Origin of the sequence: Burkholderia sp. F1 (genome assembly GCF_050813845.1) — a bacterium.
GTDB lineage: Bacteria > Pseudomonadota > Gammaproteobacteria > Burkholderiales > Burkholderiaceae > Burkholderia > Burkholderia ubonensis.
This window is the reverse complement of the sequence record NZ_CP172422.1, coordinates 1228440-1249284: the sequence shown is the minus strand read 5'-3', so window position 1 is coordinate 1249284 and position 20845 is coordinate 1228440. Positions and strand designations below refer to the sequence as shown.

The 20845-nt window shown below is 67.8% G+C and carries 20 protein-coding genes; 3 read left to right on the top strand and 17 right to left on the bottom strand.

What is annotated here, in order from left to right; translation table 11 throughout:
* Positions 1 to 55 precede the first annotated feature (55 nt).
* Together ACFIMZ_RS24730 and ACFIMZ_RS24725 are read left to right on the top strand one after the other, a co-directional pair.
* Complete coding sequence (locus ACFIMZ_RS24730; RefSeq protein ID WP_431824918.1) at positions 56 to 550, top strand: GNAT family N-acetyltransferase; 495 nt, start codon at positions 56 to 58, stop codon at positions 548 to 550.
* Between the two features lie 246 nt (positions 551 to 796).
* The gene (locus ACFIMZ_RS24725; protein WP_431824917.1) at positions 797 to 1561 is read left to right on the top strand and encodes an SDR family oxidoreductase; all 765 of its coding nucleotides are present in this window, start codon (positions 797 to 799) and stop codon (positions 1559 to 1561) included.
* Positions 1562 to 1747: 186 nt separating this feature from the next.
* Here the strand turns inward: ACFIMZ_RS24725 and ACFIMZ_RS24720 are convergent, their stop codons facing one another.
* The 17 genes from ACFIMZ_RS24720 to ACFIMZ_RS24640 all read right to left on the bottom strand — a co-directional run bounded on the left by ACFIMZ_RS24720 (position 1748) and on the right by ACFIMZ_RS24640 (position 19301).
* Positions 1748 to 2353 carry an HD domain-containing protein gene (locus ACFIMZ_RS24720; protein ID WP_431824916.1) on the bottom strand — a complete coding sequence of 202 codons (606 nt, stop codon included), beginning with the start codon at positions 2351 to 2353 and terminating at the stop codon, positions 1748 to 1750.
* Between the two features lie 127 nt (positions 2354 to 2480).
* The gene (locus ACFIMZ_RS24715; protein WP_431824915.1) at positions 2481 to 4490 is read right to left on the bottom strand and encodes an SMI1/KNR4 family protein; all 2010 of its coding nucleotides are present in this window, start codon (positions 4488 to 4490) and stop codon (positions 2481 to 2483) included.
* Positions 4491 to 4595: 105 nt separating this feature from the next.
* On the bottom strand, positions 4596 to 5651 hold the full coding sequence (locus ACFIMZ_RS24710) for a NucA/NucB deoxyribonuclease domain-containing protein (RefSeq protein ID WP_431824914.1): 1056 nt from the start codon (positions 5649 to 5651) through the stop codon (positions 4596 to 4598).
* Positions 5652 to 5970: 319 nt separating this feature from the next.
* A complete protein-coding gene (locus ACFIMZ_RS24705) occupies positions 5971 to 7377 on the bottom strand; it encodes an MFS transporter (protein WP_431824913.1) in 1407 nt (468 codons plus the stop codon).
* A gap of 30 nt (positions 7378 to 7407) precedes the next feature.
* Positions 7408 to 8649 (bottom strand): NAD(P)/FAD-dependent oxidoreductase, encoded by a 1242-nt coding sequence (locus tag ACFIMZ_RS24700; RefSeq protein ID WP_431824912.1) that lies wholly within the window; start codon positions 8647 to 8649, stop codon positions 7408 to 7410.
* Complete coding sequence (locus tag ACFIMZ_RS24695) at positions 8646 to 9608, bottom strand: VOC family protein (RefSeq protein WP_431824911.1); 963 nt, start codon at positions 9606 to 9608, stop codon at positions 8646 to 8648. The genes ACFIMZ_RS24700 and ACFIMZ_RS24695 overlap by 4 nt, the downstream gene beginning before the upstream one ends.
* 18 nt (positions 9609 to 9626) lie before the next feature.
* Positions 9627 to 11117, bottom strand: a complete 1491-nt coding sequence (locus ACFIMZ_RS24690; protein WP_431824910.1) for an aldehyde dehydrogenase — start codon at positions 11115 to 11117, stop codon at positions 9627 to 9629.
* A 22-nt stretch (positions 11118 to 11139) separates the two neighbouring features.
* Positions 11140 to 11979, bottom strand: coding sequence for an aspartate dehydrogenase (locus ACFIMZ_RS24685; protein ID WP_431824909.1), 840 nt, complete (start codon positions 11977 to 11979; stop codon positions 11140 to 11142).
* Complete coding sequence (locus ACFIMZ_RS24680) at positions 11972 to 13639, bottom strand: thiamine pyrophosphate-binding protein (RefSeq protein ID WP_431824908.1); 1668 nt, start codon at positions 13637 to 13639, stop codon at positions 11972 to 11974. Before ACFIMZ_RS24680 ends, ACFIMZ_RS24685 begins: the two co-directional genes overlap by 8 nt.
* A complete protein-coding gene (locus tag ACFIMZ_RS24675; RefSeq protein WP_431824907.1) occupies positions 13632 to 14429 on the bottom strand; it encodes an SDR family oxidoreductase in 798 nt (265 codons plus the stop codon). Before ACFIMZ_RS24675 ends, ACFIMZ_RS24680 begins: the two co-directional genes overlap by 8 nt.
* Entirely contained in the window at positions 14429 to 15280 is an 852-nt protein-coding gene (locus tag ACFIMZ_RS24670) for an IclR family transcriptional regulator (protein WP_431824906.1), read from the bottom strand. Before ACFIMZ_RS24670 ends, ACFIMZ_RS24675 begins: the two co-directional genes overlap by 1 nt.
* Entirely contained in the window at positions 15277 to 16209 is a 933-nt protein-coding gene (locus ACFIMZ_RS24665; RefSeq protein WP_431824905.1) for an alpha/beta fold hydrolase, read from the bottom strand. The genes ACFIMZ_RS24670 and ACFIMZ_RS24665 overlap by 4 nt, the downstream gene beginning before the upstream one ends.
* A gap of 18 nt (positions 16210 to 16227) precedes the next feature.
* The gene (locus ACFIMZ_RS24660; RefSeq protein WP_431824904.1) at positions 16228 to 16755 is read right to left on the bottom strand and encodes a cupin domain-containing protein; all 528 of its coding nucleotides are present in this window, start codon (positions 16753 to 16755) and stop codon (positions 16228 to 16230) included.
* A gap of 26 nt (positions 16756 to 16781) precedes the next feature.
* A complete protein-coding gene (locus ACFIMZ_RS24655) occupies positions 16782 to 17552 on the bottom strand; it encodes an SDR family oxidoreductase (protein WP_431824903.1) in 771 nt (256 codons plus the stop codon).
* On the bottom strand, positions 17545 to 18615 hold the full coding sequence (locus ACFIMZ_RS24650; protein ID WP_431824902.1) for a Rieske 2Fe-2S domain-containing protein: 1071 nt from the start codon (positions 18613 to 18615) through the stop codon (positions 17545 to 17547). Before ACFIMZ_RS24650 ends, ACFIMZ_RS24655 begins: the two co-directional genes overlap by 8 nt.
* Before the next feature lie 55 nt (positions 18616 to 18670).
* Positions 18671 to 18982: a recombinase-like helix-turn-helix domain-containing protein gene (locus ACFIMZ_RS24645; RefSeq protein WP_431824901.1), complete on the bottom strand. Its 312-nt coding sequence runs from the start codon at positions 18980 to 18982 to the stop codon at positions 18671 to 18673.
* A gap of 1 nt (position 18983) precedes the next feature.
* Positions 18984 to 19301 (bottom strand): non-heme iron oxygenase ferredoxin subunit, encoded by a 318-nt coding sequence (locus ACFIMZ_RS24640; RefSeq protein WP_017329029.1) that lies wholly within the window; start codon positions 19299 to 19301, stop codon positions 18984 to 18986.
* A 436-nt stretch (positions 19302 to 19737) separates the two neighbouring features.
* Between ACFIMZ_RS24640 and ACFIMZ_RS24635 the strand changes: the two genes are divergently transcribed.
* Positions 19738 to 20817 carry a porin gene (locus ACFIMZ_RS24635; RefSeq protein WP_431824900.1) on the top strand — a complete coding sequence of 360 codons (1080 nt, stop codon included), beginning with the start codon at positions 19738 to 19740 and terminating at the stop codon, positions 20815 to 20817.
* Positions 20818 to 20845: the final 28 nt, after the last annotated feature.

Below are 20845 nucleotides of genomic sequence, written 5' to 3'. Positions count from 1 at the left end.
GCATGACCGCACGGCAGTCCAGAATTAGCAGCGATCAGTCATTTCCAGGGCTCTTATGCTTACCATTCGTACCATCACTCGAGATTCGGCAGCCGATTCAGTCGATGTTTTGCGCATCTTTATGGAAGCGCCTTCGTACACTCGTCTGGTCGAAGGTCGCCCACCCTCCGAAGCAGATGTCGATGACTTTTTCAACGGTCTGCCCGTTGGAAAGGAGGCGACAGACAAATTCACGATTGGATTCTATGTCGACACCGGCATGGTGGGCTGCGCTGACGTGATTCGATCGTATCCCGCGAGCGACTGTGCATTCATTGGATTACTGCTCTTCTCGGAAGCACATCAGAGTCGAGGCTTTGGAAAGATCGCGTTGAGCCTGATCGAGGAAATGGCGCGAGGCTGGAATTGCTCGAAGACGCAGCTAGCCGTCATATCGACGAATCCGAGAGCTTTCGCGTTCTGGCAACGTGAGGGTTTCGAAGTCCTGCGTCGAACAGGCAATCCGAGATTCACCGGTGATGTCATCTTGATGGAACGAGCTATAGCGTAGGCGGCCGCCTTTGGGCGCGGACCCAGGATGTGCGGATCAAGCCCATGGTCCCCCGCGAGCGCAAGCGTCTTTGCTCTTTACCACTCGAAGTCCGGACGGCCTTGTGTTGACGCTTACTTTTCCGCTTTCCTGGCGAGCAGCTAACCATAGAAAATTCCGCCCGAATTCAATAGCAAGAAACGGAACGCTCGCGCGTCGAGATGCGACCAGACTAACCGCTGATCAATCCGAACATGAGAAAAGACAATGAACGCGCTTGCAAACAAGGTCGCCATCATCACCGGCGCCAGTTCCGGAATTGGACGCGCGACCGCGTTGCTGTTCGCTCGCGAGGGCGCAGCGGTGGTAGTTGGCGCCCGTCGCAAGGCCGAGTTGGAAAGCCTTGTGAGTGAAATCACTGCACATAAAGGAACGGCGATATGCGTCGCGGGCGACGCCAGGGACGAGACATATGCGCGGACGCTCGTCCAGACGGCCGTTGACCGCTTCGGTGGCCTGGACATAGCGTTCAACAACGCGGGGACGCTTGGCGAAATGGGCCCCACGCCGCAAATATCCGAGACGGGTTGGCGCGAGACGATCGACACCAATCTCACAAGCGCGTTCCTCGGCGCGAAGCATCAGATCCCCGCGATGATGCTTCGTGGCTCCGGAAGCCTCATCTTTACCTCGACTTTTGTTGGGTACACTGTCGGCTTCCCCGGCGTCGCAGCCTACGCTGCCAGCAAGGCAGGATTGATCGGGTTGACCCAGTCACTCGCTGCGGAGTTTGGACCGAAGGCCATTCGCGTCAACGCCATCCTTCCCGGTGGAGTCGACACCCCGATGGGGCGCGCAATGAGCGCGTCGCCCGAAGCAATGGCTCATGTGGCGGGACTACACGCGCTCAAACGTATTGCTACGCCGGAGGAACTTGCGCAGTCGGTCCTCTACATGGCTTCCAGCGCCTCTTCATTCATGACCGGCGGGGCGCTGCTGGTTGATGGAGGGGTATCGATCAATCGCACCTGATGTCGGGGCTTGGGCCGCTTTGAACAGCCCGGAAACGAATTCGGTAACTTCGACGTGAACGCATCGGCCCGGCGAATCGCCGTCGCGCGGTGACCGGCGCGGGCACGTCGGCCGGACGGGCACAACATCGAAGTGGTTTGCCACGAACCCGCGTCCTGACACTCCCGTCGAGTCCTGCCAACCGAATCAAATTTCGTCGGCGAGTTCGTCGAGAAATCGCCGTAATCGATCGTGGCGAAGTTTGGCCAAACGGGCGCCGGTGACGGTTTGAAAACCGGACGCCAGCTTCAGCAGTTTCGTATGGAAGTGATCGATTGCGAATCGGGTGTCGTCGAGCTCCCGGTCCAAAGCGTGCGGATCAACGGGGTCATACAACGCGCTGCCCATCCGGCCGGCGACATAAAAGCAACGTGCAACCCCCAGCATTCCGATCGCATCGAGTCGGTCGGCATCCTGCAGCGTCTTTGCTTCCAATGTCACCGGCACGACGCCGGCCGAAAAACTATGCGCCTCGACTGCATGCGCCACAGCCTGGATCTTCGCCTCCGGCCACCCCAGGGACTTCAGCACTTGCGTGGCCTTTTCCGCCGATAGCCGCGATGCCTGCGTTCGAAGCGGAGAATCTTTCTCTACCGCCACACAGTCGTGCAGCAGCGTCGCCGCCAACAACACGTCGGCATCGCCGCCCTCCTCGGCATGGATAGCCGCCGCGTTCTTCCAGACGCGTTGCAAATGCGAAGTGTCATGCGAGCCGTCGCCATTGGCCTCGTTCCAGTGGCCCATCAAGGTCATGGCCAGATCTTGAAAAGGTGCAAAGGCAGGTGTAGTCACGGGTGCAGATGGTCAAGAGCAGGATGCCGATTATCGCCCGGAGCCCCGCTCACCGCATCGCGCTTGCGCCTCCGGCCTCAGGCACGCGTCATCCGGGCACCGCGCGCGCCAGCCATTCGCCCACGCCCGCCGCCACGTGCTCGCGCTCGGGACTGTCGTGCCACACCCGGATCACCTGGCCGATCCGGCCGCCCTCGTCCGGATCGAGATCGACGCACAGATGATCGCCGCTGCCGTTGTGCGTGAGCGGGATCCATTTCAGGTTGTACCAGTCGCCGCGAATGCCCGGCTCCGGCTCGCCCTCGCAGTCCGCCAGATCGCCGCGCACGACCAGCTCGCGCCAGATGGACCACTGCGCGAGGATCTGCCGCGCGGACAGCAGCGTCTCGCCGGCAAACGGCTCGGTGCGCCCGGCTTCCTGTCCGTCGTGCAACCGCAGGCTCGCGCGCCACGCCTCCGGCAACGCGACGCCCAGCCCCGCCTCGAGCGCGCGCAGATCGTCGTCGCTCGCCGGCCCGCGGAACGGTTCGGGCGCATCGGCCGGCAGCGTGCGCCGCCATGCGTCGAGACGCGCCCAGGCCGCCGCGATCGTGTCGTCCGGCGAGGAGGCGACGGCCGCACTTGCCGCATCCTCTCGCGTTGCATCAAGGGCTGCCGCGGGCGATGCATCCACCGCTGGAGATCGAGCCGCGTGCGCGTCGTCCGCCGCAGCGCGCACCGGCCGACGCGGCTGGTCGAGCCGCATGAACAGTACCGGCGAGCCCGCTGCCAGCGGCGTCGCCCCCGACTCGATCGCGACGAGCGCATCGGCTCCGGCGAGCGCGCCGAGCGCGTCGGCCCGTTCGCCCGCGAGCGGCGTCACGACCGGTTCGCCCGCCACACCCGCCGCGAGCGTCGCCCAGCGCAGGTCATGCCGCGCCGGATCGCGCGACGTCGGTGCGCCGAGTACGCCCGTCTCCCAGTACGGTCCCGGCATGTCGGCAAATTCCAGCAGATCGATCACCCGCCGCAGGATCGTGTGCGCGAGGATCGCGACGTCGCCGGGATAGCCCGGCAGGTTGACGAGCGTCGCCTGGTCGAAATAGGTGACGACGCGCGACCCGCGCGGCCGGCCCGCCGCATCGGTCAACTCGAACGTCCGGCGCTGCGCCGGCGAACGATCCTCGCTGCGGCCGAAATTGAAGCGCGCGCCATGCACCTGCCGCAGCGTCACGCGCGCCTCGTCGATCGGAAACACCGGCAACCGGTTCAGTGCGGCATTCTGGTGCGGATCATCCGCCAGCACCCCGGTGCCGACCAGCAGGTCGTAGCGCTGCGCGAGCGCGGCAAGCTCGCGGCGAAACGCCAGCTCGGCATCGCGGGATTGCAGCGGAGGCAAGGTCATGTCGGGCGGAGCGACATAGTCGAGCGACGCGTCGCAGCCCCACTGCTTCAGGAGCGCGCACAGATAGGGGCCGTTCGCGTCGGGACGCTGCCACGGCTGCCGCTCACAAGCGGACGGCACGAGATCGTAGCTCGCGACGACCACGCACACGCGCGGCCGCCGGCTGACCTCGACGGCACGCACGCCGGCGGCGATCAGCAGCGCCTGCTGTTCCGCGCCAATGCGCTGCCCCTTGTCGAGCAACAGCGCATCACATGCGTAATCCGCGCCACGCGCGATCACGCCCTCTCCTTCGACCGGCGGCGCGTCAAGGTCGAGGCGCGCGTGCTGCTGCCCGTCGGGCGCGCGATTGCGCGAGCGCGGCACCACGGTGTCCGCATGCGCCGGCAACGGCGCGAGCGCCGGCAGCCATTCGGCATCGCCCGCCGACAGCGCGCGCGCCGCCGGATCGCCGCCGCGATGGATCAGGATCGGATATTGCAGGCGCACATTCAGCTTCGCCGGCCGCGCGGGCGATGCGTGTGCCGCGTCGCCCGCGCGCAGCGCATAGCCTTCGATCGCCGCGAGCGCAAGCCGCGGCAGCGCCTCGGGCGCGGTCACGGCCTGCGCGAGCACGCGTCCGCACGCGTGCTCGACCGGCACGGTCTCCACGCGCATGCCGCCCGGCACGGCGTCGGCGCAACGGCGATAGGCGTCGGCCAACCATGCCGGCATCGGTAAAAGGTCGTTCGTCATCGTCATGTCAATACACTACGGGCGCGCGCATCGTCGGCAAGCAGCCCGACGATGCGCGCGGTCGCTCAGGTGCGGCGTCGCGAATCAGCGCCGCTTCGACGTGGACGCAGCACCGCCCGGTTCGACGTCGACATAGAATTCGTCGCCGTCCAGCACGCGCTGCGAACTGAAGAAATTGCCGAGGAACGCGCCGGCGCGACGATTGTCGCTGGCGTCGATGCGCTTGACCGAGAACCTGCCGCTCGCCGCGCCCTGGTTGGTTGCCGCGAACGGATACTCGTCGCAATCGCAATCGCTCGGTGTTTCTTCGGGATCGCCGGTGAACGTGCATTGTCCGGTGACCCGGCCGTACTGCGCAATGCACTGATTCTTGGAGGCATCGCGATTATTGGCGCGCAGCGTTGCGTCGCGGGTGCGCGACAGCGCCCGCGAGTCCGATCCCGGCAGGATCGTACCGTCGTCACGCGGCACGAAGTTGCCCGGCAGCCCCTGCGCCTGCGCCTCCTTGATGTGCGTCGCGGATTCGTCGACATCCGGGTTGTGGGTCTTGACCGAGCGCATCACCGCCGGCGCCTTCCAGTAGATGCATCCCTGCGTGCCGCTTTTCGCGAGGCCGACGTCGCAGCGCAACTCGGGCACGTAGCTCATGCCCGAATGCGTGGTCAGGCTCGAGCCGTTCTCGAACGAGTCGCCGGTCTTCACGATCCGGTACTCCACATACGGGCGCACATACAGCGGATTGCCCGCGTTCATGTTCGGCGTGATGGTGACGATCGTTTCGCCGGAGAGGCCGCCCGGCATGAGGCCTACGCCGGCGCTCGGCGACACGGTGCACTGCGACCCGCATTCGATGACCGGCTTGATCTGCAATCCGCCGCCATTGCCGGACAGGGTCGTCGTGCGGAACCGGAATCGGACCTGCCACGACAACTGGTTGAGCGGATTATCCGAATAGGTGTAGGCGTCGATGCGGACCCGGCCGGTCTCGCTGTTGTCGTCGCCGATCAGCACCCGCTCGAAGGATTCCGATTTCTGGCAATGCGAACCGCGACTGAGCAGGGAGTTGTCGCTCGTCTCCTGGAATACCGACGTGCAAATGGGCGACACGTCGGGCGCGCCCCCCGCATGCGCCGAAGACATGAATAACGGCCAGCATGCACTGACGACGATCAAGCCCTGTCGTATTACTCCATTCATTCATCTTCTCCTTTTTCTATTTATCGATTTCCGTTTAAAGGAGAATTGAAATTATCACCCCACTTATTGAAAGCAAACCGTTAACAATGACAGGATTGTAATAATTCCCGATTATTTCCGCATTCCGGATTCTTACCTGTCAAAGTTCCAGCCCGGCCCGCAACCGTGCGGACAGGTTCCATTCCTGCGAGCGCTCGACCCGCGCCGGAACACGTCGGCGCGGGATCCTCCGCGCCGCCCCGCTTGGCCGATTTCCCCACGCCTACGCCTCCAGCGCCTCCAGCACCTTCCCCCTCGTCTCGATCCCGACGAAATGCACGGTGACCGCCGCGATCAGCGGCACCACGCCCAGCAGGTAGAACGCGGGGCTCAGGTTCCCGCCGATGATCGCGTGCGGCACCACCATCGGCGCGACGAACGACGCGATCTTCAGCCACGCGCTGCCGAGGCCGCATCCCGATGCGCGGATGCTGGTCGGATACTGCTCCGGCGTATACACATACGCGGTGATGAACCCCGACGCCATCAACCCGAGCGACAGCGAGCAGAACGTCGCGACGACATACACCGACGCCGCGTGATAGACGCCCGCCAGCGCAAGCGACAGCGCGCACAGCACGAACGACCAGACGATCACCGGCTTGCGGCCGAGCCGGTCGACGAGCAGCGCGGACGCGAGCGAGCCGAGCACGCCCATCACCGAGCCGATCACCGCGAGATTCAGCGCGAGCTGCAGCGGCGCGTGATAGAAGTTCTTGTAGATCGTCGGCAGCCACGTCGACAGCCCGTACTGGATGAAGCCGCAGGTCGCCCACAGCGTCGCGACCGCGAGCGTGCGCTTCCGGTACGCGGCGCTGAACAGGTCGATCATGCGTCGCTTCGGATGCTGGCGCACCATCTCGTCGAATGCGGCGGCCTGCATCACGGGCGGGGGCGGCAGCGGCCCCTTCACCGACGCCTCGAACACGCCGAGCGCCTGCCCCGCTTCCGGCAGCCGCCCGCGCGACGCGAGCCAGCGCGGCGATTCCGGCACGAGACGGGTGAGCACGAGCGCGAGCACGAGCGGCATGCCGCCGACGAAATACATGATCTCCCAGCCGAAGCGCGGCACGAGCCACGCGCCGAGCGCCATCGACACGAGCAGGCCGATCGGGAACACGATCTCGTACAGCAGCACGAAACGGCCGCGGCCATGCGCGTGCGTGATCTCGTTGATGTAGGTCGCCGCGACCGGCAGCTCGCCGCCGAGGCCGAGCCCCTGCAGGATGCGCAACAGCACGAACACCTCGAACGTCGGCGCGAAGCCGCACGCGATGCTCGTCACGCCGATCACGGCCGAGCTCCACGCGATCGCCTTCACGCGCCCGTGCTTCTCCGCGAGCGCGGGAAACAGGAACGCGCCGATCAGCTGGCCGATCGCGCCGGACGCGATCAGCAGGCCGACCTGGTTCGGCGACAGCCCCCACTTGTGAATCAGCAGCGGCAGCGTCGCGGCGATCGTGATCACGTCGAAGCCGTCGAAGAACGTCGCGGCGCCGATCAGCACGCGCGCGCGGATCTGCATCGCGTTGGCGGGAAGCCGCTCCAGCCGCGCGATGATCGCGCCGGGCGTGGCGGCGGCCGTGTCCATCGCGGCCCGGCCGGCCACGACGTTGTCGAAAGTGCTCATGCGGGGTGTCTCCTTTGTCTCTTCGCCCGGTCAGGCCAGTGCCTTGCTCGTGTCCGCCAGGGCTTCCGTGTCCACTGCCCGGCCCTGGTTCATCCACTTGCGCGCGAGCTTCAGCTCGCGCGCGTTGTTGATGGCGATGACACCTCTCACATGCCCGTCGCCCACGAAAAACAGCGTTGCGCGCCGCGCGGCGAGCTCGCCGCGCACGACGAGCTGCGCATCGGCCGGCAGATCGCCGAGGATCTGCAGGTTCACGTCGTACTGATCGGACCAGAACCACGGAATCTCCGCGTACGGCGCGCGCACGCCGAGCACCGCCTTCGCGGCCGCGATCGCCTGGTTCTGCGCGTTCGCCCACGATTCGAGCCGCACGCGGCGCTTGAGCCAGCCGTTGTGGTGGTTCGCGACGTCGCCGCACGCGAACACGGCCGCGTCGCTCGTCATCCCGAATTCGTCGACGACGATGCCGTCGTCGACCGCAAGCCCCGCGTCGGTCGCGAGCGACGCGTTCAGCGCAAGGCCGATCCCGGCCACCGCGAAATCGGCGTCGATCGTCGTGCCGTCCGCGAGCGTCGCGCGCACCCTCGACGCGTCGCCAGGCTGCGCGTCGAGCGACACGAGCGATGCGCCGAGGCGCACGTCAACGCCGTTCGAGCCATGCAGGTCGAGCAGGAAGTCGGACACGAGCTGCGGCACCGAGCGCCCGCACAGGCGCGGCGCGCCTTCGACGACGACGGCCTCGACGCCGAGCTTGCGCGCGGTCGCCGCGACTTCGAGCCCGATCCAGCCGCCGCCGATCACGAGCACGCGCCGGCTCGCGCGCAGCTTCTCGCCGAGCGCGGCCGCGTCGTCGAGCGTGCGCAGGTAATGCAGGTTTGCAGTTCTGACCAGCGATGCCGGCAAGCGGCGCGACGTGCCGCCGGTCGCGATCACGAGGCGGTCGTATTCGACCTCGCGGCCGCTTTCGGTGCGCACGACGCGGCGCGCGCGGTCGATCGACGCCGCTCGCTCCGGCTGCCACGCGTCGATGTTCAGCGATGCGAATTCATCGGGATGCACGACGCGCACGGTCTCGATGTGCGCGTCGCCGGCGAGCACCGCCTTCGACAGCGGCGGGCGTTCGTACGGCAGGTGCGGCTCGTCGGCGATCATCACGAGCCGCCCCGCGAAGCCTTCCGCGCGCAGCGTCTTGAGCACCCAGCCGGCGGCCTGCCCGCCGCCGATCACGACGACGGTCCGCACCGCGCCGGCTTCGTTCGTTGCGTCAGTCATGATTTGCGCTCCGTCATGAACTTGCCTTCCGGCGCCTTCGCATGCTTCTGGCGGCGCGTGTTGCCGTCGAGGCCGCCGTCGACCGCCCATTCGGCGAACACGGTCGGGCCCGGCTCGAACTCGCGCGGCTGCCAGTCGGGCGTCAGCACGTCTTCGTCCGCGTAGTACTCGATCAGGCCGCCGGCCGGGTTCTGGAAGTACCAGAAGTACGCGGACGACACCGGATGCCGGCCCGGCCCGAGCTGGGTCGCCCAGCCGCAGCGGTCGATGTGCATCCCGCCGCCGAACACCTCGTGGATGTCGCGCACCGTGAACGCGACGTGGTTCAGGCCGCGCTTGCCCGTAGGCAGCGCGAGCAGGAACAGGTCGTGATGGCCGCCGTGCGGCGCGCAGCGCATGAACGCGCCGCGGCCCGGGTAGCGATCCGACGTCTCGAAGCCGAGCAGCTCGTGATAGAACGTCTCCTGCGCGTCGAGCGCGTTCGTGAAGAACACCACGTGGCCGACCTCGACCGGCTCCGCGCGCTCGTAGATCGTGCTCGGCGTATCGACGCGCAGCGTCTCGCCCCACACGTTCGACAGCGAGCCCTTCACGTCGAGCGCGCGCTTGCGCGTGACTTCGACGCGGATCGCCATCCCGTTCGGATCGATGCAGCCGACCGCGTCGTCGTGCGCGTAGTAGCCGGGCTGGCCCGCGAGCCTGCCGCGCAGCGCGTCGAGTTCCGCGGCCGTCGCGACGCCCCACGTCACTTCGCGCAGCGTCGGGCCCGCTTCGAACGCGGGCGGCAACGCCGGATCGTCCGCCTTGACGACCAGCACGGTGCAGCCGTTCATCGTCTCGAAACGCGCGCGCGTGTCGTCGTGCGCGACTTCCTTGAGCCCCCAGTCGGCGAAGAAGCGCCGGCAGGTCGCCAGGTCGTCGACGCCGTACGTGATCTGCTCGATGCCCAAAATGCTCATTGCGTCATTCCCCTTCGCTCAGTTCGCCCACGGCAGCGGCGCGTCGTTCAAGCCCCAGTACATGCTCTTCTGCAGCATGTACTCGCGGATGCCGAGGCGCCCTTTCTCGCGGCCCATCCCGCTGTCCTTCCAGCCGGCGAACGGCGTCGAGATCGAGAACTGCTTGTACGTGTTGATCCACACGGTGCCCGTCTCCAGCGCGCGGCCGATCCGCCACGCGCGCTTGTAGTCGCGGGTCCAGATGCCGGCCGCGAGGCCGAACACGCTGTCGTTCGCTTCGGCGATCAGCGATGCCTCGTCGTCGAACGGCAGCACGACGAGCACCGGCCCGAAAATCTCTTCCTGACAGATGCGCGCGCGATTGGTCAGGCCGTCGAGGATCGTCGGCAGGTAGAAGAAGCCATGCTCGCGGCCGTCGCCCGCCGGACGCTCGCCGCCGCACAGCACGCGGCCGCCCTCGTCGCGGCCGAGCGCGACGTAGCGCTCGATCGACTCGCGATGCTGGCCGGTGATCAGCGGGCCCATCTGCGTGCGCTCGCTCGCCGGATCGCCGACGCGCAGCTTGCGCGCGCCTTCGACGAGCCGGGACACGAACGCGTCGTAGATCCCGCGCTGCACGAACAGCCGCGAACCGGCGATGCACGATTCGCCCGACGAGCTGAAGATCCCGTACAGCACGCCGTTGACCGCGTGATCGAGATCGGCGTCGTCGAACACGATCGTCGGCGACTTGCCGCCGAGCTCGAGCGACAGCGGCATCAGCTTGTCGGCGGCGACGCGTGCAATGCCGCGGCCGACTTCGGTGCCGCCGGTGAACGACACCTTTTTCACGCGCGGATGGCGCACCAGCACGTCGCCGACCACCGAGCCCTTGCCGGGAATCACCGACACGACGCCGCGCGGCACGCCGGCCTGCTCGACGAGACGCGCAAGCGCGAGCGATGCGAGCGGCGTCACTTCGGCCGGCTTCAGCACGACCGCGTTGCCGGCGGCCAGCGCGGGGCCGAGCTTCTGCGCGTCGGACGCGATCGGCGAATTCCAGGGCGTGATCGCCGCGACGACGCCGAGCGGCTCGTGCACGCTCATCGTCAGGAAATCGCCGCGCGACGGCGTCAGCTCCTCCTCCATCGTCTCCGCGCACGCGGCGAAGTAGCGGAACGTGTTCGCCGCGCTCGTCACGAGCGCGCGCGTCTCGTTGATCGGCTTGCCGTTGTCGCGGCGCTGCAGCTGCGCGAGCCCTTCGTGGTTCGCGTTGATCAGCTCGGAGATGCGGTACAGCACCGTCGCGCGCTGGTGCGGCTTGAGGCCGGCCCAGTCGGCCTTGCGCCATGCGGCGTCGGCGGCCTCGACGGCTTCGTTCGCATCGGCCGCGTCGGCCATGTGGATGTCGGTGTTCAGCGACTGGTCGGCCGGATAGAAGTTCGGCGTCTTCGCGCCGCGGCCGTTGCGCCATTCGCCGCCGACGAGAATCTCGCCGTTCGGCACGAGCGTGGAATCGAATGCAGTCATGTCGGGAGCGTCCTCGGCCGGTTCAGATCACGCAGCGGGCCGCGCGGTTGCGCAGCGCGCGGATCGCGCTGAACGCCGTCAGCGCGGAAGTCTTCGGGTTGTCGGGCAGCGGCTTGCCGCTCATCTCGAGCGACATCTCGCCGAACGCGCCGCGCGCGATGATCCGGTGCACGTTGCGCGTCACGGCCGGATCGGCGATCAGGCGCACGTGCGTCTGGTCGAGGCCGAGCCCCGCGAGCGCGACGGTCGCCGCGACATTCGCGTTCTTCGGGTACAGCCGCGCCGCGTCGCGCGCGGTGCCTTCGAAGATCACCCGTTCTTCGGTCATCGCATGCAGGTCGCACAGTGCCTCGGCCGGCGTGCCGAGCCAGCCGAGCGGCGGCTTGCGGCCGACGTACAGCACCTCGTCGAGGCCGCCCTGCCTCGCGGCGGCCAGCGCGTCGATCCCGCCGATCGCGCCGGACAGCAGCGTCAGCGTCGCGTTGCCTGCGTCGGCCGCCTGCGACAGCGCGTCGAGCAGCGCGAGATCCGACAGCGCGCCGATCGACGCGACCGCGCAATCGGTGCCCGCCTTCAGCAGCGGCACGACGTGATCGACGAGCGCGCTGTGGCCCGCGCATTCGAGCGCGAACTCGGGGCGATGCGCGAGCGCACCGACCGACGACACGACCTCGACCGCGCCGCCGAGCGCGCCCTGCACCGCGTCGCGCTGATGCTCGGGCACGATCACGTGCGCGACGCGCAGCGACGCGTCGTGCTCGACCGCGTGATAGACGGCCGCGCCGATCGCGCCGAAGCCGATCATCGCGACGTCGACGGGCGCATGCCCGTGTGCGTGCGCCCGTCCGTGTTCGTTACGCATATTGACGCTCCTCGGGCGCTTCCTTCTTGACGGGCGGGCCCGCGAACGCCGACGCGAACGAGCCGACCGACAGCATGTCCACTTCGACGAGCACCGGGCCTTGCTTCGCGAGGCCGTCGCGCACGACGCCTTCGGCCTGGTCGAGCGACGTGATCCGGTAGTGCGTGAGGCCGAGGCTCGCGCAGAACTGCGCGAAATCCGGCTGGTGCAGCTCGACGAAGCAGCGGCGGCCGCCGTAGTGCGCGTCCTGGATGTTGCGGATCACGCCGTAGCACTGGTCGTTCATCAGCACGATCATCACGTTCGCGTTTTCCTGCACGGCGGTCGCGAGTTCGCCGACGTTGACCATCAGCCCGCCGTCGCCGACGAGGCAGACCGTCTTCGCCGCCGCGCCCGCGAGCGCCGCGCCGATCCCCATCTGCATCCCCTGGCCGATGCCGCCGCCGAGCGCATGCACGCCCGCGCGCGGCTCGAAGATCTGCAGCAGCCGGTTGCCCCACGTGCTGTTCGAGATCGTCACGTCGCGCACCCAGTTGTAGTCGCGGCCGACCGCGGCCTGCAGCGTATCGACGAGCTGCTTGTAGGGCCCGAGGCCCTTCGCGACGTCGGCGACCGCCTGCTCGCGCGCCGCCGCCAGATCCGCCGCGAATTGCGGATCGACGTTCAGGCGTCCTTCGAGACGGTCGGCCAGCTCGCCGAGCACGCGCTTCGAATCGCCGTGGATGAACAGGTCGTTGCGATAGCCGCGGTTGTCCGCGAGCGCGTCGGCGTCGACGCGGAACAGCGGCTGCGGCAGCGCGAGCTTGTACTTCAGCGTCTCGTTGCCGCGCAGGCGCGAGCCGACGACGACGAGCGCGTCGCAGGTCTTGTAGAACGCTTCGACCGCCGCATGCACGTTGAACGCGCCGAGCGTCGCCGGATGGTCTTCAGGCAGCACGCCGCGGCCCTGCACGCTCGTCACGACGCCGAAGCCGAGCTTCACGAGGCGTTCGACTTCCGCACGCGCGTGGCGCGCGCCGCCGCCGAGCCACAGCAACGGGCGGCGCTTGTTCGCGAGCGCGTCGGCGAGCTTCGCGACACGCGCGTCGTCGTGCTCGCGCACGGCGACATGCGCGGGCGCGAGGTCTTCGGGCCAGTCGATTTCGGCGGCCTGGATGTCGATCGGGATCTCGACCGACACCGGGCCCGTCGGCGCGGTCTGCGCGATGCGCACCGCTTCGCGGATCGTCGGCAGCACGGTCTCGACGGTGCGCACGCGGAATGCGGCCTTCGAGATCGCGCCCAGCATCGTCAGCTGGTCCGGCGCTTCGTGGATGTACGCGAGATCCTGATCCAGGTACGGCGTCTCGATCTGGCCGGTGATGTGCAGGAGCGCGGTGCCGGCGGTCAGCGCCTCGACCATCGCGCCGGCCGCGTTGCCGGCCGCCGTGCCGGTGCTCGTGAACGCGACGCCGAGGCCGCCCGATACGCGGGCGAGGCCGTCGGCCATGTTGACCGCGCCGGCTTCGCCGCGCGCGCCGACGTAGCGGATGTTGCCGCGCGAGTTGATCGCGTCGAGGATCGGCATGTTGTGGATCGAGATGACCCCGAACGCGGTCTTCACGCCGCACTGCTCGAGAAAGGCGGCAATCAGCTCGCCAACCGTGATTTTGTTAGACATGGCGTGCAAAGCCTCCAGAAACGTCGATATGGCTGCCCGTCGTATAGGACGACAGATGCGTTGCGAGATAAAAGAGTGCCCAGGCGGCCTCGTCGGGCCGGCCGAAGCGGTTCAGCGGAATGTGCTTGTTGCGGGCGAGCGCACCCGTCCACGCTTCCCAGCTTTCGCCGGACTGCGCCTGCGCTTCGTAGCGGCGGCGCCACTGGCCCGACTCGACGATGCCGATCAGGATCGAGTTGACGCGGATGCGCTGCGGCGCAAGCTCGTTCGCGAGCGACTTCACGAGGCTCAGCACGCCCGCGCGCGCCGACGACGTCGCGACCATGTGCGGCTCCGGCTGCAGTGCGAGCAGCGAGTTCACGCAGGTGATGCTCGGCGCGGCGGCGTCGCGCAGCATCGGCAGGAACGCGCGGGTCGGGCGGATGATGCTGAAGTACTTCAGTTCGAGCTCGTCGCGCCACGCGTCGTCGGCCGTATCGGCGAAGGTCGACACGCGGCCCTGCCCCGCGTTGTTGATCAGCATGTCGGCGCGGCCGAAGCGCGCGGACACGGCCTGCGCGAAGCCGGCGACGTCGCCTTCGTCGAGCACGTTGCAACGTTCGGCGAGCAGCTGCGCGCCCGGGTACTTCGCTTGCAGCCCGGCTTCGGCGCGCGCAAGCCGCTCACCGTCCCGGCCGCAGATCGCGACCGACGCGCCCGCCTGCAGGAACCGTTCGGCCGTCGCGAGCCCGATGCCGGACGAGCCGCCCGTCACCACCACAACCTGTCCGGTCAAATCGATCTGGATCATCACAACCCCAAAGCCTTCAGAAACGTGTGCTCGTCGTCCGAGCGGTAGTTGAGCCGCCGCGACAGCTCGGCCGCCGCGCGCTGCACCTTGTCGACCAGGCCGTCCGCGATCAGCGCCGCATCGATCTCCGGACGCGGCACCGTCACCGTGATGCACGCGACGATCTTCTGCGTGTCGTTGCGCACCGGCGCGGTGACGACCGAGATGCCGCGCTCGAACGACGAGTTGCTGACGCCGTAGCCGCGCAATGCATCCTCGCGGATCACGCCGTACAGCGCGTCGACCGTGTCCGGCGTCGCCTGCGTCATCCGCTGCAGCGTGCCTTCCGGATACAGCGCGCGCAGCTCGCCCAGCGACAGGTCGCCCATCAGCACGTGGCCGTGCGTGGTCGCGTGCGCGGGCAGCCGCGTGCCGACGTTCACCCGGATCGAGCTGAACACCGGCGCCTGGCTCTGCGCCTTCGCGACGAACACCACGTCGCGGCCGTCGCGGATCACGATGTGCGTCGTGAACCCGGTCGCGTCGCGCAGGCTTTCGATCACGGGCAAGCCGAGATCGGTCAGCTCGAGCGAGCTCAGGTATTCGAAGCCCAGCCGCAGCACCGCGATGCCGAGCTTGTAGTTGCGGTCCTTGTCCGCGCGCTCGAGGAAGCCGAGCGATTCGAGCGTCTGCAGCAGGCGGAACACCGTCGTGCGCGGAATGCCGAGCCGCTTCGACAGCTCCGGCGCGCCGAGCACCGGCTCGCGCGGCGAGAACTCCGCGAGAATCCTCAAGCCCCGCTCGAGGCCGGGCACCACGTAGTTCGCGTCGCCCTTCGCGGCGTCGTTTTCATTCAGAAGCGGTTCGCTCATGCCAGCCCCCGCTGCAGGTCGCACTGACGACAGAACGCGTCGATCAGCGCGGAATAGACGGCCGGCGCTTCCACGTAACCCGCATGCCCGGCCTGCGGAATCACCTGCAGCCCGACGTGCGCGGCCGCCGCGATCCGCTCGCACGCGGCGGGCGGCGTGATCGCGTCGTTCGCGCCGACCGCCACCGCCGTGCGGCCGCGAAAGCCCGCGAGATCGGACGCGAGATCGGCGTTCGCGAGCAGATGCGTCGCCTGCGCGTAGCCGGCCGGCACGATGCGCGCCATGTTCCAGCGCACCCAGGCGCGCGCGTCCTCGCTCGCAAAGCCGGACAGCATGTTGCCGCCGCGCTGCGCCGCAAGCCCGGCGGGACCGAGTTCGTCGAGCATCGCGAGCCGCGCGTCGCGGCGCGACGCGCGGGTCTCGGCCGGCGCGCTGCCGTAGCCGCCCGCGGGCGAGATCAGCAGCAGCCCGGCGACGCGCTCCGGCATCACGCGGGCGAAGCCGCCCGCGATGATCGCGCCGAGCGAATGGCCGACCAGCACGCAGCGGTCGATGCCGAGCGCATCGAGCCACGCGCCGAGCGACGCCGCGTAATCGGCGGCGGCAGGCGATGCGCCGCGCACCGGCGTCGACGCGCCGTAGCCGGGCGCGTCCCATGCGAACACGCGCCGCGAAGCGCCGAGCGCATCGAGCTGACGCACCCACGACGCGGCGCCCGAGCCGATGCCGTGCAGCAGCACGACGGGGTGCGCGCGGCCGGCCAAGGCGCGGCCCGCATGCTGCGCGCCGGCCTCGCCTGCGCCGGCCGCGCGGTAGCCGATCGTGCCCGCCGCGCCGGCCGCGCAGCGCTGCTCGGGAAACCGCTCGAGCAGCGTCGCGAAGCCCGCGATGCGGTCGCGGTCGCGTTCACGTTTGTCGATGACACTCATCGCTTCACCTGTCCCCGCTCAACGCTTGATCTTCGCGAGCGGCGAATCCGGCGGATACGTCGGCGTGATCGGCTTCGGCGAACCGAGCATCACGCACATCAGCGCGTCTTCCTCGCCGATGTTGATCTCCGTGCGGTACACGCCCGGCGGCACCGAAATCAGGTCGCGCTCGCCGAGGATCGCCTCCCAGGTCTCGCCGTCGCGCTCGCAGATCACCTTCATCTTGCCGCGCAGCACGAAGAAGATTTCCTCGACGTCGATGTGGATGTGGCTCGGGCCGATGTTGCCGGCCGGAATCACCATCGTCGAGAACGTGAAGTTGCCGGCCGGCACCGTGTTGATGTCCTTCGCGACGCCCGTGCCGCCCGTGCCGACATAACGCATCTGCGCACGGCGATACTTCGGGTCGTAGTCCGCCTGGAACTTCAGCGCGTCCCAGTCGTAGCGCCGCGTCGCATAGCGCGCGACGCGCCCTTCCATCCAGTCGGCAAAGCTCGCGCTTTCCGGTTGATCCCACGACTTGCGTTCGATATCGGCGTCCGCCATCGTCCTCTCCTTGAGCATGAAAACCATCAATTCATTACGAAGCCGCCGTTGACCGGCAGCAGTTGACCCGTCACGAAGCGCGCGGCGTCGGACAGCAGGAACAGCACCGGGCCCGTCACGTCGCCGGGCACCTGCGCGCGCGTCAGCGCGCGGCCCTGCTGGTAATACGCGTGGCGCTCGGCCGGCACGTAGGCCGTCGCCTCGACTTCGGTGAGGCCCGGGGCGATCGCGTTGACGGTCACGCCGTGCGCGCCGAATTCGCGGGCCTGCGCATGCGTCATCGCGATCACCGCGCCCTTGCTCGCGACATACGCGAGCAGCTTCGGCGCGCCCCACAGCGCGGTGTCCGACGCGAGGTTCACGATCGCGCCGCGCCCCGACTGCGCGAGGTACGGCAGCGCCGCATTGCTCGCGAACCACAGGCCGCGCACGTTGACGTTCATCACCGCGTCCCAGGTCGCGACGTCGAGTTCGGTCGACAGCTTGCCGCCCGAGTTCGTGATCGCCGCGTTGTTGATCAGGCCGTCGATGCCGCCGAGCGCCGCCGCGCCCTGCGCGACGAACGCATGAACGCTGGCCGGGTCGGCGAGGTCGAGCGCGAAGAAGTGCGCGGCGCGGCCTTGCGCCGCGAACTGCGCGGCGAGCGCGCGGCCTTCGTCGGCCAGCACGTCGCCGAACGCGACCTGCGCGCCGGCGGCGACAAGCGCCGTCACGAACGCCGCGCCGAGACCGCGCGCGCCGCCGGTGACGAGCACGCGCCGGCCGGCGAGCGACACGACCGGAGCCTGGTCAGCCATGAGCGGACTCCGTGGCGGCGTGCGCCGCGCGATGCGCGTCGAGCGCGGACAGATGCTCCTGCGCGCGCTGGCGCAGCATCCGGCGCACGCGCGTGATGCCGACGTCGTGCTGGTACAGGTATTCGTGATCGCGCGCGTTCGGCGCGAGGCTTTCGAGCACGTAGCGATCCTGCTCGAGCACGTCCCAGTGCAGGCCTTCGAGGCGGTTGCGGTACATGAAGCGCCACACGTCGCGCTGCCAGCCGCCGACCTTGCGGGTACGCCAGAAATAGACCTGGCAGTGGTCGTTATCCACCGGCGTCGCAAAGCCGATGATCCCGAAGTTGCCGCCCGGGCCGAATTTCTGCTTGTACGGAATCGCGAGGCGCATCCACAGGCAGCCGGTCTCGCCGAGCTCGACCCAGTCGAAGTTCACGTCGCGCTGGCCGATCTTCTCGAACATCAGGCCCGTGTCCGTCTTGCGCACGCGCATCTCGGCCTGCTTGTCGCCTTCGGCCATCGAGTGCGACGTCGCATGCAGGTATGCGCCGTGCATCGGGTCCATCACGTTGTCGATCGCGTACTGGTAATTGCACGTCCAGTTCGACATGCACAGGAAGTGCGCGTATTCGTCGGCGACCAGTTCTTCCGGCAGGTTCAGCGGCGCGGGTTCGGCATGCGCGTCGTCGCCGAACCACAGGAAGATCGCGCCGGCCTGTTCCTGCACCGGATACGACTTCACGCACTTCGTGCCTTCGAGCGGACAGTTCGACACGGCCGGCACGCGATTGACCGTGCCCGAGCCGTCGACCTCGACGCCGTGATACCAGCACGCGAGGTTGCCGCCGAGATTCCAGCCGAGCGACAGGCGCGCGCCGCGGTGCGGGCAGCGATCCTCGAGCGCGTGGACCTGGCCGTCCTGGTCGCGCCACAGCACGATCTGCTCGGACAGGCGCGTGAGGCCGACGGGCGCGTTCGACACCTGCCAGCTCGGCGCGACGGGATACCAGTAGTTCTTGATGCCGCGGTCGAGATAGGCGCGGACCGGGTCGTGTTGGGATACGGGTTGTGCGGGGGACGTCATCAGTGTGCTCCGGATTCGGTTGTCGTCGGGTCGGCGGGTCACGCGCTCGGCGCGGTCATTCCGCGAGCGCGGCCATCTCGGCGCAGAAACGCTCGGCGGTCCACGGCGCGCCGTCCGGCGTGCGGAAGCCGATGCGGTTCAGGCCCGTGACGACGTCGTCCAGCTCGGTCGCGCCGGCTTCGAACACGCGTTCGAGCGCGTCGCCCAGATCGTTCTCGTACTGCGTCGGCTCGGCCTTGCGGGTCTGCCAGATCCGGTTCTCGACCTGGCCCGGAATCTCGATCTGCCCCTTGCCCGCGACGTTGTTCGGCTGCGGCGCCACCCACGGCTTCAGGAAGGGATTGAAGTTCACGGTCGCTTCTTTCATGTCATTCCACCTTGATCTGGATTTCCTCGCCGGCGAGGCGCACCGCGTACTGCTTCAGCGCGCGCCCGCCCGGCCCCTTCAGGCACTGGCCCGTCCTGATGTCGAACACGGCTTCGTGCAACGGGCATTCGACGGTGCCGTCGTCGACGAAGCCCTGCGTCAGCAGCGCATACGCATGCGGGCATACGTTTTCCAGCGCGTACACCTCGTCGCCGACGCGGTAGATCCCGATCTCGACGCCGTCGGTCCGCTTGAACTCGATCGGCGTGTCTTCCGACAGCGCGCCGGCGTGCCCGGCGCAAATCCATTGTTCAGACATCTCTCACCCTTCCTTCTGATCGACGCTTTGTTTGTTCCATACCCGGAACATCAGTTTATGGATGGTGATTATAGGAGCGACTTTCCGGGAGGAAAATAAAAAGCCGCACGCCCTAGGGAAAATACTGACCGACGGGTCGGCGATTGCCGCAACAAGCTTGAAACTTCGGAAATCTGCTTATGTTTCGCGGATTTGCAGGACATGTCAGGATGCGCCCCGGCAACGCGGGCCATCTCCGGCCGCTGCTCGGACCCGATAAATTTATTTTTTTCCGCATTTCCCGTCGCCCTATACTTCATTCCACCAGAGGCACATTGTTCCTTATATGGAACACACGAATGCCCATCTTGCGGTGGATGTGCGCGGCAGGCAGGTCGGCCGATGCGCGCACCCCGCCCCGTATTCATTCGAGCGAGAGCGTCAGGAAGGAGATCAAATGGTCAAGCAAGCGGTAGCGGCGGCGGTCGTCGGGTTCGGCGTCGCGTCCGGCGCGTGGGCGCAGAGCAGCGTGACGCTGTACGGCAGCACGGATGCGGGCGTCGCCTATGTGAACAACGTCGGCGGCCACGCGAAGTGGGCGATGATCCAGGGCAACACGCAGCCCGACCGCTGGGGCCTGAAGGGCAAGGAAGACCTGGGCGGCGGCCTGTCGGCGATCTTCCAGCTCGAAAACGGCTTCTATACGAACAACGGCCAGTTCGCGACCGCGAACACGATCTGGAACCGCGCCGCGTGGGTCGGCATCGATTCCGCGCGCTACGGCACGCTGACCCTCGGCCGCCAGACGCCGCTGTCGTTCGACTATCTCGATCCGCTCAGCACCGCGTACCTCGCGGCGAGCTGGTACGCGTTCCATCCGGGCAACATCGACGGGCTCGCCGCGACCGGCAACGTGCCGTACAACAACGCGATCCAGTACCGCTCGCCGAATGTCGCGGGCTTCAGCGCCGCGGCGGTGATGGCGCTCGGCAACACGACGAACTTCTCGACCGGCAAGTCAGTCGGCGTCGCGCTGAACTATGCGAACGGGCCGTTCAAGGCGTCGGCCGTCTATTCGAACGAGCACGACCGTTCGATCCTGATCGGCCAGACCGGGATCGCGAACTTCCAGGGGCAGAACACCGCGAACGGCTATCTCGCGAGCAAGGTGGAGAACATCGGCGCGGGCGCGTCGTACCAGTTCGGCGACTTCCTCGTGCACGGGCTCTACACGCGCACGAAGATGCAGTCGAACGGCCACTCGGACACGTTCCAGAGCTACGACGCCGGCGTGAACTACCGCACCAGCCCGTTCAACACGATCGCGGGCGGCGCGGCGACGTCGACGCTGTCGGGCCGGCGCTGGACCCAGCTCGAGCTCGGCGACATCTATGCGCTGTCGAAGCGCACGCAGCTCTATGCGAACGTGCTCGTCGAGCACGCATCGGGCGGCGCGAAGGCGGCGTTCTTCACGGCCGGCGTGTCGAGCACGGCGAACCAGGTCGTCGTGCTGGCGGGGATCCACCATTCGTTCTGACGCCGCGGCCGGGCGCCGCACGGGCGCG